Origin of the sequence: Rhizobium sp. BK008 (assembly GCF_014197345.1) — a bacterium.
GTDB classification, from domain to species: domain Bacteria; phylum Pseudomonadota; class Alphaproteobacteria; order Rhizobiales; family Rhizobiaceae; genus Rhizobium; species Rhizobium anhuiense.
In genome coordinates this window covers 225,673-243,170 of sequence record NZ_JACIFK010000008.1, presented here as the reverse complement: position 1 = coordinate 243,170, position 17,498 = coordinate 225,673, and the positions used below count along the sequence as shown (strand labels likewise).

The 17,498-nt window shown below is 61.5% G+C and carries 14 protein-coding genes; 7 read left to right on the top strand and 7 right to left on the bottom strand.

Going from position 1 to position 17,498, the window contains the following annotated elements; all coding sequences use genetic code 11:
• Positions 1-58: 58 nt before the first annotated feature.
• Entirely contained in the window at positions 59-1,552 is a 1,494-nt protein-coding gene (locus FHT69_RS27145; RefSeq protein ID WP_183904136.1) for a TRAP transporter large permease subunit, read from the bottom strand.
• Between the two features lie 21 nt (positions 1,553-1,573).
• Entirely contained in the window at positions 1,574-2,113 is a 540-nt protein-coding gene (locus FHT69_RS27140; protein WP_063475307.1) for a TRAP transporter small permease subunit, read from the bottom strand.
• Between the two features lie 326 nt (positions 2,114-2,439).
• Here FHT69_RS27140 and FHT69_RS27135 point away from each other — a divergent pair, with 326 nt between their 5' ends.
• The 6 genes from FHT69_RS27135 to FHT69_RS27110 all read left to right on the top strand — a co-directional run bounded on the left by FHT69_RS27135 (position 2,440) and on the right by FHT69_RS27110 (position 9,210).
• The gene (locus tag FHT69_RS27135) at positions 2,440-4,743 is read left to right on the top strand and encodes a putative bifunctional diguanylate cyclase/phosphodiesterase (protein WP_047616347.1); all 2,304 of its coding nucleotides are present in this window, start codon (positions 2,440-2,442) and stop codon (positions 4,741-4,743) included.
• A gap of 144 nt (positions 4,744-4,887) precedes the next feature.
• Positions 4,888-5,640, top strand: a complete 753-nt coding sequence (locus FHT69_RS27130; RefSeq protein WP_047616349.1) for an N-acyl amino acid synthase FeeM domain-containing protein — start codon at positions 4,888-4,890, stop codon at positions 5,638-5,640.
• Between the two features lie 243 nt (positions 5,641-5,883).
• Complete coding sequence (locus FHT69_RS27125) at positions 5,884-6,108, top strand: aa3-type cytochrome c oxidase subunit IV (protein WP_047616350.1); 225 nt, start codon at positions 5,884-5,886, stop codon at positions 6,106-6,108.
• A gap of 153 nt (positions 6,109-6,261) precedes the next feature.
• A complete protein-coding gene (locus FHT69_RS27120; protein WP_063475308.1) occupies positions 6,262-7,410 on the top strand; it encodes a Re/Si-specific NAD(P)(+) transhydrogenase subunit alpha in 1,149 nt (382 codons plus the stop codon).
• Positions 7,410-7,808, top strand: coding sequence for a proton-translocating transhydrogenase family protein (locus FHT69_RS27115; protein ID WP_003542949.1), 399 nt, complete (start codon positions 7,410-7,412; stop codon positions 7,806-7,808). Before FHT69_RS27120 ends, FHT69_RS27115 begins: the two co-directional genes overlap by 1 nt.
• 7 nt (positions 7,809-7,815) lie before the next feature.
• Entirely contained in the window at positions 7,816-9,210 is a 1,395-nt protein-coding gene (locus FHT69_RS27110) for an NAD(P)(+) transhydrogenase (Re/Si-specific) subunit beta (protein WP_063475309.1), read from the top strand.
• Between the two features lie 63 nt (positions 9,211-9,273).
• On the opposite strand, the gene FHT69_RS27105 is transcribed toward FHT69_RS27110, so the two are convergent.
• From FHT69_RS27105 to FHT69_RS27085, 5 genes are all read right to left on the bottom strand, one after another.
• Entirely contained in the window at positions 9,274-9,756 is a 483-nt protein-coding gene (locus FHT69_RS27105; RefSeq protein WP_168332544.1) for a DUF992 domain-containing protein, read from the bottom strand.
• A 102-nt stretch (positions 9,757-9,858) separates the two neighbouring features.
• Positions 9,859-11,511, bottom strand: a complete 1,653-nt coding sequence (locus FHT69_RS27100) for a sensor histidine kinase (RefSeq protein WP_063475310.1) — start codon at positions 11,509-11,511, stop codon at positions 9,859-9,861.
• A gap of 528 nt (positions 11,512-12,039) precedes the next feature.
• Positions 12,040-12,909 carry a tetratricopeptide repeat protein gene (locus FHT69_RS27095; protein WP_047616361.1) on the bottom strand — a complete coding sequence of 290 codons (870 nt, stop codon included), beginning with the start codon at positions 12,907-12,909 and terminating at the stop codon, positions 12,040-12,042.
• Positions 12,910-13,043: 134 nt separating this feature from the next.
• Complete coding sequence (rpsU, locus tag FHT69_RS27090) at positions 13,044-13,256, bottom strand: 30S ribosomal protein S21 (RefSeq protein ID WP_003585885.1); 213 nt, start codon at positions 13,254-13,256, stop codon at positions 13,044-13,046.
• Positions 13,257-13,433: 177 nt separating this feature from the next.
• Complete coding sequence (locus FHT69_RS27085; RefSeq protein WP_168332560.1) at positions 13,434-15,035, bottom strand: adenylate/guanylate cyclase domain-containing protein; 1,602 nt, start codon at positions 15,033-15,035, stop codon at positions 13,434-13,436.
• A 288-nt stretch (positions 15,036-15,323) separates the two neighbouring features.
• On the opposite strand from FHT69_RS27085, the gene FHT69_RS27080 reads away from it, so the two are divergent.
• A complete protein-coding gene (locus FHT69_RS27080) occupies positions 15,324-17,495 on the top strand; it encodes a CHASE2 domain-containing protein (protein WP_168332559.1) in 2,172 nt (723 codons plus the stop codon).
• Positions 17,496-17,498: the final 3 nt, after the last annotated feature.

The following is a 17,498-nucleotide window of genomic DNA, read 5'->3' as shown; positions in this document are numbered from 1 at the left end:
GAGATGAACGCAATGGCAGAACCCCGGATTCCGTCCGGGGTTTTGTTTTTCTGGGCTGCTATTTGGCAGGTGGCGGCGGTGCTCCGGGCAGGCCGTTCAGTGGCGGCAGGGTCAGGCCGGGGATCTGCGGTGAGCCGTTGCCGCCGCCGCCCAGCGGCGGCAGGCCGAGCTGGCCGCCGAAGCCCGGGACTTCGATCTTGATCGAGTTCGGATCGACCTTCGGGCCGCGATCCAGCCAATAGGTTACCGATTGCGGCCAGAAAATCACGATCGCCACCAGGATCAGCTGCATGCCGACCCAGGGGAGTGCGCCCATGTAGATATCCGAGGTCTTGACGTCTTTGCTGGCGATCGAGCGCAGGTAGAAGAGCGCGAAGCCGAAGGGCGGGTGCATGAAGCTCGTCTGCATGTTGACGCAGATCAGCACGCCGAACCAGATCAGGTCGATGCCGAGACTGGAGGCGACGGGGGCGAGCATCGGGATGACGATGAAGGCGATCTCGAAGAAATCGAGGAAGAAGGCGAGCACGAAGATGAAGATGTTGACGAAGATCAGGAAGCCGACCGGGCCGCCTGGTATGCCCGACAGCATGTGCTCGATCCAGCGCGAGCCGTCCATGCCTTGGAACACAAGGCTGAAACAGGTGGAGCCGATGAGGATCATCACCACCATCGAGGTGATATGCGTGGTCGATGTCATCGCCTCGCGGATCAGCGGCCAGGTGAGGCGACGATTCATGGCGGCGAGCAGCATGGCGCCGACAACGCCGAGCGCGCCGGCTTCGGTCGGCGTCGCAAGGCCCATGAAGATCGTGCCGAGCACCAGGAAGATCAGCACGATCGAGGGCACCATGCCCATCAGGACCTTCACGAGCAGCGCCCAGTTGAAGTCGCCGCGCACCTCTTTCGGCAGCGGCGGCATCGACTTCGGCCGAATGATCGACATCACCAGGATGAAGAGCACGAAGATCGTCACCTGCAGGATCGAGGGACCGATCGCGCCGAGATACATGTCGCCGACCGACCTGCCGAGCTGGTCGGCGAGAACGACGAGCACGAGCGAGGGCGGGATCACCTGGGTGATCGTGCCCGAGGCGGCGATGACGCCGGTGGCAAGGCGGGGACTGTAGCCGTAGCGCAGCATGATCGGCAGCGAGATCACCCCCATGGTGATGACGGAGGCGGCCACCGTGCCAGTGATGGCGCCGAGCACGGCGCCGACGAGGATGACGGCATAGGCGAGGCCGCCGGGTATGCCACCGAAGAGCTTGCCGGTGCCTTCGAGCAGATCCTCGGCCAGCCCGCAGCGCTCCAGCACCGCGCCCATGAAGGTGAAGAAGGGGATGGCGAGCAGCAGGTCGTTGGAGACGATGCCGAAGAAGCGCAGCGGCAGAGCCTGCAGGAAGACCTCGCCGAAATGGCCGGTGACGATGCCGATAATGCCGAAGAACAGGCCGACGGCGGCGAGCGAAAAGGCGACCGGAAAGCCGTAGAGCATGAAGATGACCATGCCCAGGAACATGGCCGGCGGGATAATGCCGAAATCAAACAAATCCGTTTCTCCCAGCCCGCGCTACTGCAGCGGCTTTTCGTATTTCATATCGATGCTGATATGGCCGGTAAGGGCTGCGATCCGCTTGATCAGTTCGGAAATGCCCTGAAGTGAAAGCAACCCGAAACCGGCGACGAGGACCAGCTTGACGGGCCAGCGGATCAGCCCGCCGGCATTGCCCGATATTTCCCCCTGCTGGTAGGAAAGCGCGAAGAAGGGCCAGCAAATCCAGGTGAGGAAGATGCATGCGGGAAGGAGGAAGACGATAAGGCCGACAATGTCGATCCAGATCTTCGCCCTGTCGGAAACCGAGCCATAGATCAGATCGACGCGGACATGCTCATTGTTGCGCAGCGCATGCGAGGCGCCGAGCATGACGACGAAGGCGAAGAGATACCACTGGATCTCAAGCCAGCCGTTCGAACTGTAGTTGAAGGCATAGCGGACGATGGCGTTTCCGGCGCTGATCAGACAGCAGAACAGCACCATATATTCGGAAATTTTGCCCATGAACTGGCTGATCGAGTCGATCAGCCGACTGGCGGCCAGAAGTACCGACATTTTCTCCCCTTGTTCTTATCCTGCCGGTTTTCCGGCAGTTTTCCCTTTGCAACCGATGTAGACTACGGCCTTTGAAATTGGAAGGATAAATGGCTGGCCTTGGAGTATAGTCTTATCCGCGCCGGTCGTGCTTTAGGAGCGTCGAATATTTCGACAACCCAGGCGTGGATAAATTATTTCAATAAACTCGCGAGAAGGATGCATTATCTCGCGTAGGCTGTGCTGTTCATCCTCTGGTTTTAGAAAATTTGACCAAATGTTTGATTCCATTGAAATCAATTTTTAAAGGGTTGGGCTTAGAATTCCCGCGCACAGGGAAAGTGTGGATGAAGCCAGATAACCCGAACAGGGTCCCTATAGATGTGTATCTGTCGTTTGTGAGTTCCCTTTCCGGGAATCGCATGACGCTTCTTGCTGGCGTGATCGTGCATGTCGCCACGTGCCTTGCCGTTGCCGCCAAGACGCAGTTCTTCGTCTATATCCCGCTGGCGGCCGCCTTCCTTCTGGTCTTCTGCGTTCGCATGGTCATCTTCCGGCAGTTCGATTGCGTCGACAAGGAAAGCCTGTCGCGCGCCGGAATAGAGCGTTGGGAGCGGATCCTGGTTGCCGGTGCGGCCTGCACCACCGCCTTGCTTGGCATCGCCAGCGGCTATGCCATCTTCGTCGTGCACGATTCCTTTGCGGAGCTTGCCTGCATTGCCGTCACGATGGCGACGATGGTCTCCGTCGTCGGCCGCAATTACGGTTCACGCCTGGCGGTCGACCTTCAGACCTTCTCCTGCTGTCTGCCGATGATCGTCTGCAGCCTGTTGGCGCTGGATTTTTATCGCGGCCTGCTGTCGATCTTCCTCATTCCCTTCTGGCTGACGACGCGGGCGATGGCAAACGGCGTGCGCGAGTTCCTCTATGAGAATGTCATCGCGCGCCGGGAAATCACCATCATCGCCGACCGCTTCGATACGGCGCTCAACAACATGCCGCATGGCCTGGTCATGGTCGATGCCGAAAACCGTATCCAGGTCGTCAATCGCAAGGCCTGCGAGCTTCTGAAGATCGGTGCGCCGGAGCGGTTGAAGGATCGCGACCTCGGCGCCGTGCTGCGCTATGGCGCGCGCTACAGCTTCATGGACGCCTCGCAGCCGGAGCTGATCCTGCGTCAGCTCACCCAGGTTGCCGAAGGTAACCTGTCGCGCACGCTCATTCATTTCCCCGAGGGCCTGTCGCTCGAATTTTCCGCCAGCCGAAGGGCCGATGGCGGCGCCGTGCTGATCTTCGAGGACGTGTCGAGCCGGGTGAAGGCAGAGCAGAAGATCATGCACATGGTCCGCTTCGATGCGCTGACCGGCCTGCCGAACCGCGAATATTTCGGGCAGCTTGTGCAGGAGTATCTCGGCAAACATCAGAGGAAGTCCGGGCCGCTCGGCTTCATGGTCCTCGATATCGACGAGTTCAAACATGTCAACGACATGCGCGGCCACGTCACCGGCGACCATCTGCTCTGTGCCATCGCCGCCCGCATCAAGCAGGCCTCCGGCAATGCCATCCTCGGCCGGCTGATGGGAGACCAGTTCATCCTGTTCTTCCCGCATGCCAAGGAGCCGGCTTCGCTCGACATCGAGATTCGTCGCGTGCACGCCGCGATCCAGGGTCATTATGAGGTCGACGAGCTGACCTTCCTCGTTTCGCTCAGCGCCGGCTACGCGATCCTTGAAAGCACCGCTTTTGCGATGGATGAATGGAGCGTCAAGGCGGATCTGGCGCTGTTTGAAAGCAAGTCGCGCTTCAGGGGCGGCATATCAGGCTTCGAGCGGGAGATGGACGGCCGTTATATCGAGCAGCAGAAGCTGAAGGCGGATCTGCGCGACGCAGTGTCGGCGCAGGCGCTGCATCTGGTCTTCCAGCCGATGTTCCGGGCCGACGGCTCACGCATCGAATGCGCCGAGGCATTGGCGCGCTGGGTGCATCCGGAGAAGGGCTCGATCCCGCCCGACGTCTTCATCCGGCTCGCCGAAGATATGGGCATCATCTCCGACATCACCCGTTTCGTCCTGTTCAAGGCGTGCAGCGAATGCATGAACTGGCCGGACCATATCGCCGTCTCGGTCAACCTCTCGGCGCGGGACCTGCGCGATGCCGACATCCTTGCGGTGGTTGCCGATGCGCTTGCGCATTCCGGCCTCGATGCGGCGCGGCTGCATCTCGAAGTCACCGAGAGCTGCCTGATAGACGAGCCGGCGGCGGTACGCGCCATCCTGGCGGAGCTCAGGGCTCGCGGCATCACCATTGCCATCGACGATTTCGGTACCGGCTTCTCCAGCCTCAGCTATCTCGACACGCTGCCGCTCGATATCGTCAAGATCGATCGCTCCTTCGTGCGTAACATCGTCGAGGATACCCGCCGGCTCAAGCTGTTGCGCGGCACCGTCCATCTCGCCCGCGAACTGGGCCTGAAGATCGTCATCGAGGGCGTCGAGACCGAGGAGCAGCTCGCACTGCTCAACAAGCACCGCAGTGCCGATCTTGTGCAGGGCTACGTTTTCTCGCAGCCTGTGCCTTCCCAAAATATCCCGCTGCTGCAGCAGGGCATCGGCCGCCGCGTCGTTCAACGCCGTCGCAACAAAGTCGCCTGAGCGCTCTTCATCGGCCGATTTTCTCCACTGAAAGTCACGCGCCGCGTTAACCTTAACAATTTAAAAACGGCCGAAATTATCGGATTTCCTTGCCTAAATTTCACTGGCGTATGATTAATGATCCGTTAACGAGCGGATCGAGAAATGTCAGAAACACTGTTCAAGCGTAGCGATTTCAGCACAAAGATTTTGGAAATTTTGGATCATGTCGAGTATCGCCGCGTCGAAAGCAGCGAAGACATGGAAGAGGTGGAACGGTTGCGCTACAAGGCCTACAAGGCCCATGACGTGCTGGCGCTCGCCCCGAAGGGGCTGCTTGACGATAGCGATTTCGACAGCCACGCCTATATTTTCGGACTGTATTATTATGGTGAGCTGGTCAGTACGATCCGGGTTCATTATGTGACACCCGAGCATCGCCTCAGCCAGTCCGGCGGCGCCTTCCCCGAGGCGATGGACGAGCTTCTGGATGCAGGACTGACCCTGATCGATCCGGCGCGTTTTGCGGCCGACCCCGAGCTCACCGCCGATCTGCCCTGGATCCCTTATCTGACGCTGAGGCCGACCATCGTGGCGGCAGCGTATTTCCGTGCGGACCGCGTTCTTCAGTTCGTTCGGCCGCCGCATGCGGCTTTTTACAAGCGGGTCTTCTACGCCGATACGGTCGTTCCCGGCCGGCTGGCGAAGAATTACGGGATCGACATGACGCTGATGGCGACGAATGTGATCGAGGTGGGGCGCAAGCTGTTGACGCGTTATCCCTTCTTCATCTCCAGCGCCAGCGAGCAGCGCATGATGTTTTCGCGCAATCCCAACGACACCTTGCCGCCGCTCACCATCATTCCGACGGCACGCTTCGTGCCGCAAGGCGAGCTCGGCACCGACCTGCCGCTGTGATTTGTCCTTGCCCCGACGGAGGGACGATGTCCGCGGGGCCGATGAATTGGGCGACGAATGCAGAGATATCAGCCGCTCTTCGGGCTCTTTCCGGGCCTCTGACATAGTGGTTGTCAGCCGCGCCTGCGGCATTCTCATGCATTGCGCTTTCGCCTGTCATTGTGTAATCCCTGCACGTAGGGACTTCCCTCGCAAGAGCGGGGGAATCAGGCAGCGCAGAGGCATTTCAGGGAGACGATATTTATGGCCGAACATCATACCGGACCGGTCGAGACCGGCGCGCCGATGGATTACAAGGAACATGAAAAGACCTACGACATGTTCATCGCCGGCGCGAAATACGGCTCGATGCTGCTCATCGTCCTCCTGCTTGCAATGACAGCCGGTTTCTTCGGCGGCGCCGGTCTTTTGGGCGGCCTCTTCGTCTTCATCATTCTTCTCGCCATCGGCATCGTCCTGCTCCGCTAATCGCGTAGATTCGGAGGGTCAGAGCGTCCTTTGTGCGTCCGAAAGGTGCACGGCGCTCTGAGGGAGGAGAGCTTCTCCGAAGCTTTGTGAACTAGGTGCTTGGCCCGCGCAGGCTAGCCTGTGGCGGTCCGGCTGACCCGGAGGAGGGGGCAGTTGGGCAATATTGTTTTTGTTGCGAGAGAAACTGAGGGCGAGGAGACGCGTGTCGCCGCCTCCGCCGAGACCGTGAAGAAAATGAAGAGTTTCGGCTTCGACGTTGTCGTCGAAGCCGGCGCCGGTGCGGCTTCGCGCATTCCGGACGGGGAGTTCGGGGCTGCTGGGGCCAGGATCGGCAGTTTTGCCGATGCGGCCTCCGCCGACGTGGTGCTGAAGGTGCGCCGTCCCAGCGGATCGGAAATCTCAGGCTATAAAAGCGGTGCTGTGGTCATCGCCATTATGGATCCCTACGGCAATGACGAAGCGATCGCGGCTCTGGCAAGTGCCGGGCTTTCGGCTTTCGCAATGGAGCTGATGCCGCGCATTACCCGCGCCCAGTCCATGGATGTGCTTTCGTCCCAAGCCAATCTCGCCGGCTACCAGGCCGTCATCGAGGCGGCTGGTGTCTATGACCGCGCCATGCCGATGATGATGACGGCGGCCGGCACCGTCCCTGCCGCCAAGGTCTTCGTCATGGGCGCCGGCGTCGCCGGTCTCCAGGCGATCGCGACCGCGCGTCGTCTCGGCGCGGCGGTCTCAGCCACCGACGTTCGCCCCGCCGCCAAGGAGCAGGTCGCTTCGCTCGGCGCCAAGTTCATCGCCGTCGAGGACGAGGAATTCAAGGCGGCGGAAACGGCCGGTGGCTACGCCAAGGAAATGTCCGCCGACTATCAGGCGAAACAGGCGGCTCTGGTAGCCGAACATATCGCCAAGCAGGATATCGTCATCACCACCGCGCTGATTCCCGGTCGTGCGGCGCCGCGGCTCGTTTCGCGCGCCATGCTTGCCGGGATGAAATCAGGGGCGGTCGCCGTCGACCTTGCGGTCGAGCGCGGCGGCAATATCGAGGGCGTCGTCGCCGGCGAGATCGCCGATGTCGAAGGCGTCAGGGTGATCGGTTTCGCCAATATGCCGGGCCGGGTTGCGGCCAGCGCCTCGGCGCTTTACGCCAAGAATCTCGTCACCTTCCTCGAGACCATGGTCAACAAGGAAACCAGCCGCGTCGTCGTCAATCTCGATGACGAGCTGGTCAAGGCGACGATGCTGACCTATGCCGGCGACGTGGTTCATCCCGCCTTCGGCGGCGCGAAGAAGGGAGACATCTGATGGCCAGTGAAGCAATGGACAGAGCGCTGGAGCAGCTCGACCAGGCGGTGACCGCCGTCATCACGGCGGCGGCCCAGGCACCGGAAGCGGCAAGTGCTGCGACCGGCGGGGCGATCGATCCTTTCGTCTTCCAGCTCGCCATCTTCGTATTGTCGATCTTCGTCGGCTATTACGTCGTGTGGTCGGTGACGCCGGCACTGCATACGCCGCTGATGGCCGTCACCAATGCGATCTCCTCCGTCATCGTCGTCGGCGCGCTTCTGGCGGTCGGCATCTCCACAAGCGGGCTTGCGACCGGCTTCGGTTTCGTCGCCCTCGTGCTCGTCTCGGTGAACATCTTCGGCGGCTTCCTCGTCACGCAGCGGATGCTTTCGATGTACCGCAAGAAGGACAGGTAAGGGACCGATGACCAATATCGCAGCCTTTCTCTACCTCGTCTCCGGCGTTCTCTTCATCCTGGCGCTGCGGGGCCTGTCGCATCCGGCCACCAGCCGCAAGGGCAATCTCTACGGCATGATCGGCATGGGGATCGCAATCCTGACGACGCTCGTGCTGGCGACGCCGAATTTTGGCGGCTTCGTGCTGATCGTCCTCGGCCTCGCCATCGGCGGCAGCGTCGGCGCCTATGTCGCCCGCACCATCGCCATGACCTCGATGCCGCAACTCGTCGCCGGTTTCCATTCGCTGGTCGGCCTTGCGGCCGTACTGGTCGCGGCCTCCGCACTCTATACGCCTGCCTCCTTCGGCATCGGTGAGATCGGCCACATTCACACCGAGGCGCGTGTCGAAATGGCGCTCGGCGTGGCGATCGGAGCGCTGACTTTCACCGGCTCGATCATCGCCTTTCTGAAGCTCGACGGACGCATGTCCGGCAAGCCGATCCTGCTGCCCTACCGGCATGTGATCAATGCCAGCCTGCTGGTGCTGATCGTGCTCTTCATCATCGGGCTTGCCGCCACCGAAAGCCATTTCGACTTCTGGGCCGTCGTGGCACTGTCGCTGGCGCTCGGCGTTCTGCTGATCGTGCCGATCGGCGGGGCCGATATGCCCGTCGTCGTCTCGATGCTGAATTCCTACTCGGGCTGGGCCGCGGCCGGGATCGGCTTCACGCTCGGCAATCTGGCGCTGATCATCACCGGCGCGCTTGTCGGCTCCTCCGGCGCGATCCTCTCCTACATCATGTGCAAGGGCATGAACCGCTCCTTCGTCTCCGTCATCCTCGGCGGTTTCGGGGGTGAGACGGCCATCGGCGGGCCGGACACATCCGACAGGACGGTGAAGCTCGGCTCGGCCGAGGATGCAGCCTATCTGATGGCGAATGCTTCAAAGGTCATCATCGTGCCGGGATACGGCATGGCGGTCGCCCAGGCCCAGCATGCATTGCGTGAGCTCGCCGACAATCTGAAGAAAAACGGCGTCGAGGTGAAATATGCGATCCATCCGGTCGCAGGCCGCATGCCCGGCCACATGAACGTGCTGCTCGCCGAAGCCAACGTTCCCTATGACGAAGTCTTCGAGCTCGAGGACATCAATTCGGAATTCGCTCAGGCCGATGTCGCCTATGTCATCGGCGCCAATGACGTCACCAATCCGGCGGCGCGCGACGACAAGACCTCGCCGATCTACGGCATGCCGATCCTCGATGTCGACCGGGCAAAGACCTGCCTCTTCGTCAAGCGCTCGCTCGGCTCGGGCTATGCGGGTATCGACAATACGCTGTTCTATAAGGACGGCACGATGATGCTGCTCGGTGACGCGAAGAAGATGACCGAGGATATCAACAAGGCGATCGCGCATTGATCGACAAAGATGCAGCCGCCCTCGGGGCGGCTGTTCGATTTGCGGCAGACCTGGCTAGTTTCCTCAGGTCTCGCCCGGCACCAGCGTCATCTTCTCGACGCCGATCGCCAGATTCAAACCTTCCTGCGCCTGAACGTTCAACGGCTGCAGCACGAAGGCCTTGTCGGTGCCGCCGGCGATGACCTTGGCGCCGGCGCCTGCACCGATGCTCGCATCGGCGCCGATCCCGTAATATTCGCCGGCGAGGGCGAATTGCGGGATATCCGTGCCGGTCTTTGCCAGCACCTGCCAGATCATGACGCTCTTGCCGGTCTGGCCGATATCGAGCCCGAATTTCTCGATCTTTCCGGCATAGACCGCCTTGGCGCTGCCGGATGCCGGTGTGTAGGTGCAGATGAGGTTCTTCTGCGAGGTGACGATCAGACCCTGGCCGCCATCCGATCCGCAGACCAGACGGCCAAGCGTGACATAGTTTTCCGCGCCCGCCGGGCTCGCCCAGGCAGCGGCCGTCAGTGCCGCGGCTGCGATCATGATTTGCTTGAACATGGCCTTTCTCCTTTGGAACGACCTGTCCGAAACGGGTGGAAATAGCGATTGTTCCGGGCGCAGATTCAAAGTGACAGCGCGTCTGCAGAGACGCGCAGCGCTCTATTCCCGCTCCAGCGTGGCGCGTTGCGCCGTCAGCACCCACAGCAGACCTTCGGGGCGGAAATCGATCTCAACCGTGCCGCGGAAGGCGGAGGCGGCATGGGCTTTGATCACGGTCGTGCCGAAGCCCGAGCGTGATGGCTCGGTGACCGTCGGGCCGCCTTGCTCCTCCCAGGTGAAGCGGAGCAGGGCATCCGGCTTGTCTTCCTCCCTGATATCGCGCCATTCGAAGCGGACGCGGCCTTGCGGCACCGAGAGCGCGCCGTATTTCACCGAATTGGTGGCAAGTTCATGCAAAGCGAGGCCGAGATTCTGCACGGCATCCGGCTTCAGCACGAAGTCTTGCCCGCTGATGTCGATCTGCTCGCGCGATTGCGGGAAGGCCTGCAGATGAATGTCGACCACCCGTCGCAGCGACACCCCGCCCCATTGCTCGCTGGTCAGGAGCTCGATCGAACGCACCAACCCCTCGAGGCGGTCGGCGACGGCGGCGCGGAAGGTCTCGACGCTGTCGGACTGCTTGGCGAGCTGGCGCATCATTGCCTGGGCTAGCGTCAGAAGATTCTTGGTGCGGTGGACGAGCTCATGCATGACGAAACGCAGTCGGTCCTCGGTCTGGCTGCGATCGAAAGAGGCATTCGAAAGAGCAATCGCCACCTGGTTCGCCTCGATGACGCTGGTCTCGACCGGCGAGACGATATGGCCTTCGCCCATGCGGTTCGCCATTTCGGCGATATCGCGGATGGTGGTACGCACCTGCCTTGCGACGGCATAGGCGCCCAGCACGGCGACGAGCACCAGGGCGACGCCGCCGATGATGAGGAAACGCCAGGTGCTAAGGATCGAAGCCTGGGCGATCGGTCCCCAGATCACTGTCTTCCACGACCAACCTGGGATTTGGGCATAACCGAGGAGCATGTGCGGCAGGATCGCCTCGTCCCGGAAGACGCCACGCGGCGCGGTGAGTGCGGGCAGGATGCGCGGATCGAAAGCCGTGCCGGGTTCTAGATTGGCGGGGCCGGTGGCCGCGACGACATGGCCGCTGTCATCGATGACGGCAGCCGACCAGCCGGTTGCAAGACCCTCGGTGGTCACGAGCTTGCGCAGATCCTTGGCATCCTGGGTAATGATGAGGGCAGCAACGGGATCGTTCTTCCGCGGCAGGGTGACGTTATAAACCCAATCGCCGCTGGTCCGGCCGCGAAAGACGTCCGATGCTTCGATGCGACCGGAAGCCATGACCGCCTCGAGGGCAGGCATGTTCGCCGTCTTGTCGAGCGGTGTGCCGAATGCCCGGCGTGTGTTCAACAACTGCTGGCCGCTGCGATCGACGGCGATGACGAAAAGCGTATTGTCTCGAAGGGCCGTTTCGGTGCGTTCGTGGAAGGCGGCGAGATTGCCATTTTCCAGCTCCGGCGAGCTGGAAAGCAGCCGCAGCGTCGTTGCCATATCCTGAAGCTGGCGATCAATGATGCGCGAAAGGGCGAGCGCATCCTGGGCCGTCTCGCGCCTCAGCGCCGAGCGCTGGTTGTCTTCCAGCTGCAGCAGAAGCAGCGTCACAAAGGCGAAGATCGGCAGTGCGATCGCCACCGCCATGGCGACGAGGTAGGTGCCGATCGAGGCTTTGGGAAAGAACAGTGCGACGATCTTCATCTGCCGCGCCACATGACGTGGGCTACGGCATAATTCCTTAAATCGGATCGATCTAACGGTACAATTATGCAGCCATTCACAGGGTGACTGCATCCTTTACGCGCCTGAAAAGACGCGCGGCGCCGGAATGCGCGTGGCCCGCAACGGTTTTCGCTTGCGGCCAGGAAAGCAAAGATCCGCATCTCTCGCAAACCGCCCCCAACACGTGTTCGAACGCCCGATAGCGGGCTATCGAAGCAGCGCCATGTTAGGGGGAGCAAGAGCAGGTTGCAACATGGTATGACACGCGATCGACGGTGACGGACGCTTTTTCCGGCGTCTCTTCTGAAGGAGGCGCGCGGCTGCTTTTTTTGGCGGGGATCGCTTCCGCCGCCCGGCGCGACACAATCTCACATTGACGATATCGGCAGGGTGCTTCCGCAAGATTCGTTTGAATCTTCAGGGCTTTGGCCGGCGCCCCGATGGGCGGTGCGATCGGCAGGGGCTGCTACGGGCGGCCGATGTTTTCGGGCCGCCCGATTCATATCCTTAGCCGGCTGGGGCAACGCCGACTCGGGCAAGACCGTCGCGTGCCGGCTGGTATTTGGGATCGAGGCCGATCGCGTGGCGATAAGAGCGGGCGGCCTTCGCCTTATCGCCACGACGTTCGTAGACGAGCGCTTGGTTGGCCCAGGATTCGGCGAGGTTGCCGTTGAGCTCGATCGCATGGTTGAAATCGGCAAAGGCGTTGTCGTCGTCGTTCAGCGCGATATAGGAAATGCCGCGGCCATTATAGGGTTCGGCAGAATTCGGCGCGAGCGAGATGGCTTTCGAGAAATCGTCGATCGCCTTGTCCTGCTGATTGCGCTTCTGATAGATCAGGCCACGATTGTGATAGGCGCGGCCATCGGTGGTGCCGAGCTGGATCGCCTTGTCGAAATCGTTGAAAGCCTGATCGTCCTGGCCAGCCATGCGATAGACATTGCCGCGGCCGATATAGGCGACGTCGTAGCTCGGATTGATCTGCAGGGCGGCATTGTAATCGCCAATCGCCTGAGCCTGCTGGCCCATGTTGCGATAGACAAGGGCGCGGTTGGCGTAGGCCTGGAAAAACCGCGGGTTGATCTGCAGCGCCGTGTTGAAATCGTTCAACGCTTGGCGGAACTCGCCGGCGCGGCCATAGGCGGAGCCGCGGACGTTGTAACCTTCTGGATCTCTCGGATTGGCATTGATAACAGCCGTCAGCGAAGCGATGTTCTCTTCCGAACCTTGCGCCTTGTCGATGCGGATCACGGCATCCGAGGTGTTGGTCGTCTCGCAGCCGGCGAGGCCGAACATCGCCGCCAGCGCCAAGGCGGGCAGGAATGCGGTTTTCTGCAAGCGCAAAGCGCGGGACGGATTGAAGGTGTTGACAGCCATTCGGGCTCGCTTTCCCCATGCGGCATATCCGGTGCGCGGATATGCGATCTTCAGCGGCAAACTAAAAAGGCGGCGGCGAACCCATCGCCCCCGCCACAATGCATCTGAAAACGTCGAAAAAACGACGGCAACGCTCAGCGTGCGACCAGACCTTCGCGCTGGGCGCGCTTGCGGGCCAGCTTGCGAACGCGACGAACAGCCTCGGCCTTCTCGCGAGCACGCTTCTGCGACGGCTTCTCGTAGTAGTCGCGCATCTTCATTTCGCGGAAAATGCCTTCGCGCTGCATCTTCTTCTTGAGAGCGCGGAGAGCCTGATCAACATTGTTATCGCGGACAAGTACCTGCACGAGAATCACGTTCCTTTGGTTGGTTGATGCCGGAGGCGGCGCAGCGGCCAGAGGCAAAACAATAACGTTCGCGCGGCCGCAGCCTTGCGATTGGTGATGCGGAATAGCAGATCGGGTATGGGAAGTCCAGATGGATATGGGAGGCAGGTGGAAAAATCACGCCTGCCCCGAATCCGCTCACGATCCGGCCGTTTCGGGCGCGGCTTCATCCAGCGCGGCGATGGCTTCCTTGAGAGCCGTCCTGACCCGGAGGCGGTCGGCCGGCTCCAGCCGGCTCATATCCAGATGCAGGTCAAGGCCGGAGAGATGCTCGCTGAGAACACGGCTCTTGTGATCCGCGCCGAGCGTCAGCCCATCCACCGCATAGGGCACGATTTCGCGCTGGATGCCCTTCATCGTGATCGGCGGCAGGGGATGGGCGTCGACGATTTCGTTCACCAGCGCATAGGTTTCGTAGCTGATGACGATCTCTCCTCCCTGGGCGATCGATTGCAGCCGGGCCGCGAGATTGGCCTCCGCCCCGATAATCGTATAGTCCATACGGTCATTGCTGCCGAAATTGCCGACATTGCAATAGCCGCTGTTGATGCCCATGCGGACGACGAAGGGCTCTTCGGTGCCGTTTCTGCGCCATCTGTCCTTGAGTTCGCCGAGACGGTGCTGCATGGCGACGGCCATGCGCAGACAGGCTTTGGCGTCCTCCTCCGGTCCCTTGGTTTCGGGATCGCCGAAGAAGACCAGCATCGCGTCGCCGATGAACTTGTCCACCGTGCCGCCATGCTCCAGGGCAATATTCGACATTTCGGTCAGATATTCGTTGAGCATCTCCGTCAGCGCTTCCGGCTGCAGGCGCTCGGTCGTCGCCGTGAAATCCTTGATGTCGGAGAAGAAGATCGTCAGGCGCTTGCGCTCGGTATGCACGACCACGTCCTTCTGTCCGGAGAAGATGCTCTTGTAGATCTGCGGCGAGAGATAGCGCGATATCTTCAGCGAAACGCTGGCGAGAAACTCGTTCGCCGCTTCCAGATCCTGGTTGGCGCTATGGATCGCGCGCGCCTGCTGCCGCTGGAGCAGAATGAAGCTGATGCCGATGATGGCGACGAAAAGAAAATAGCAGAGCAGGTATTTGAAGGCGAAGACGTTGCCCGCATAAGGCTGCCGGATGATGACCTCCTGAATGCCGCGCACATCGCCCACCTTCCAATCAGTCTTCGGGCTTTCGGGATGGCTATTGTGGCAGGCAACACAGGCCTGGCCCATGACGACGGGGGTGATGAACCGCAAGGTGTCGGTCAATCCGACGCGGGTGAGATCGTTCAGCGTCTGCTGCGGATTGGCGCGCAACGCGGCGAGCGATTTCTTCTCGAAGTCGTCGAGCTCGTGAGAGGCGCGGCTCTTGAACGGCAGGTCGGAGACGAAACGGTAGGTGATATTGGCCTGCTGTTCCTTAATGACGTCGCCGAGCTCCAGGGACAATGTGGCCGGCAGCGGAATGGCGCCTGGTATATTCGCGTAGTTGTGAGAGACGATCGTGCCTTCGGTCGCGCCGCTGGCATGGGCGGCCAGCACGCGCCCCACGACATTGGCGGAATAGTAGGAGCGGATGCTCGATATCAGCGAGCTCATGTCGCGCGCCTGACGCCGCAGGGTGTTTCCGGAGAGATCGCTGATATCGAGCCAGACGGCCAGCGGCAGCCCTGCGAGCATTACCAGCACGACGACAATCAGCCAGTGGCCGCTGCGACGCGCGGCGGTTTCGGAAATCACGGCGACCTCCATCGCTCTCGAAAGCATCCGATTTTTCGGTCGCTACAAGAACATTTCGCCGCGCGCCGAGCAAGGTCGAAGCCTTGTCATCCAAGCAAAAGCACGGCCAAAATTGGAGGTGTGTTGGTATTGAAGAGGTTTGCAGGCCGCCGGCCGGAAAACGAAATGCGGGAGGCGGAAAAGACACTGCTCGGGATGCATGTGCGAATGGCGTTTGGACTGAAAGCGGCGTAGCCTGTCTGACGGCAGGTTCGGTCCGCTCTACCCTGTCTGCCGTGGGAGGGGACGCCCGGTGAGATGATGACGCGCGTGCAGCAAATCGGTGTCGTTATCGGCCTGGCGATCGTGGCTGCGCTGACGATCCTCCGGGCCGGCGATCCCGGGATTTTCAAGCTGATCCGCGGCGTGACGTTCGACGAGTATCAGCGGCTGGTTCCCAGAACCTTCGAGCCGATGCCGGTCCGCGTGATCGACATCGACGAGGCATCGTTGCGCGAATTCGGCCAATGGCCATGGCCGCGGGACCGGATCGCCCTGCTGGTGGACCGGCTTTCGCAGATGGGGGCTGCGGCCATCGCCTTCGATATTCTGTTCGCCGAGCCGGACCGGCTGTCGCCGCGCAACGTTGTCCGCGAGGTTGCCGGCGTCGATCCTTCCCTTGCCGAGAAGCTGCCTGACAATGACGAGATATTCGCCAGCGCAATTGCCGAGAAACCCGTCGTCCTCGGCTTCGGTCTTTCCAACGAGGGCAATTACCGGCCGCCTGTCAAGGCGGGCTTTGCCTTCACCGGCGAAAGCCCCGTCTCGGCTCCACCCTATCTCCGCGCCTCGACACCACTCAGGCCGCAATTGGAGGCCAAGGCGGCGGGGCTGGGTCATATCAGCCTCAACCCCGGCAATCCCTCGCCGGTGGTGCGGGCGGTGCCGCTGTTTCTGACCGACGGCACGCAGCTCTATCCGAATCTGGCGATCGAGGCCCTGCGCGTGGCGCAGGGAGTGTCGACCTATGTGCTGTCAGGCGCGCCCGATCGCGCCGGCATCATGACATCGGCAAAGATCGGGGATTTCGTCGTGCCGCTGACGGCGGCGGGCGAACTCTGGCTCTATGTCAGTCCCGACCGGGCCGAGCGGTACATATCCGCCCGGCAGGTGCTCGCCGCCGAAGGGGCCGCTCCCGAGGTCGCGGCCGCCATCGACGGCAGCATCGTCTTCGTCGGCACGTCGGCGGCCGGGCTGCAGGACATTCGCGTCACCGCGCTCGGCGAGAACGTTCCCGGCGTTTCGCTGCATGCGCAGGCTGTGGAGCAGATCCTCTCCGGTCATTACCTGTCGCGGCCCGACTGGGCGGACGGCCTGGAAATCCTGATGATTGCCGTGCTCGGATGCCTGCTCGTCGTGGTGACGACCTTCGTCAGCCCGGCGGTCGCGCTGATCTGCGGCCTGCTGATCACGGCAATGGGGTTGGTGGCGTCCTGGCTCTCGTTTCTCTATGCAGGACTTCTCTTCGATCCGCTGGCTCCAATCGTCAGCGGATCGATCATCCATTTTGCCGCGACCTCCTTCCGGATCCTGGTGATCGACCGGGAGCGGCGGGCGGTGCGGCGGGCCTTCGGCCATTATCTTTCTCCGTCGCTGCTGCATCGCATCGAGCATACCCGCGACGCGTTGCGCCTCGGCGGCGACGACCGCGAGCTGACGGTGATGTTCGTCGATGTCAGGAGCTTTACCGAGATCAGCGAGCGGCTGGCGCCGACGGATGTCGTCGCGTTCCTGAACACGTTGCTCGATGCGCTGAGCCGCCATGTGGTGGCCAATGAAGGCACGCTCGACAAGTTCATCGGCGATTCGATCATGGCATTCTGGAATGCGCCCGTCGATGTGGCCGATCATGAGACCAAGGCGGTTCGCGCTGCACTTGCCATGCGCGAGACGCTGGCCGAATTGAATGCCGGCGACGCCTTCGGCTTCGGGCCCGAACAAAAGGTCGGGATCGGCATCGGCATTCATACCGGCCTTGCCTGCGTCGGCAATATGGGCGCCAAGACCCGCTTCAACTATTCGGCGGTCGGCGACGCCGTCAACGTCGCGGCGCGGCTGGAATCATGCTGCAAGGAGGTTGGCTTCGATATTCTGATATCCGACAGCACGGCAAAGTCGGTGCAGGGGATGGCGCTGATCGAGGCCGGCGCCATTCCGCTCAAAGGCAAGAGCAGCCGAACGCAGATCCTTGCCGTCGTCGGCGACGAACGTGTTGCCGCATCTGCCGAGTTTGCAGCACTTGTTGCCGTTCATCAGCAACTGATGCAGGCCCTGCTTTCGCATTCGAAGAACACCCGCAAGCTTATCGGCACGGCAAAGCTCAGGGCGGTGCAGGTGATCGACGGCCTGGCGGAATTCTATCAACGAATATCCGGCAGGACGGATCATTTTCGCGAGGCGCCCGATGGATTGGAGAAGAGTGCGGCCGACTGAGGG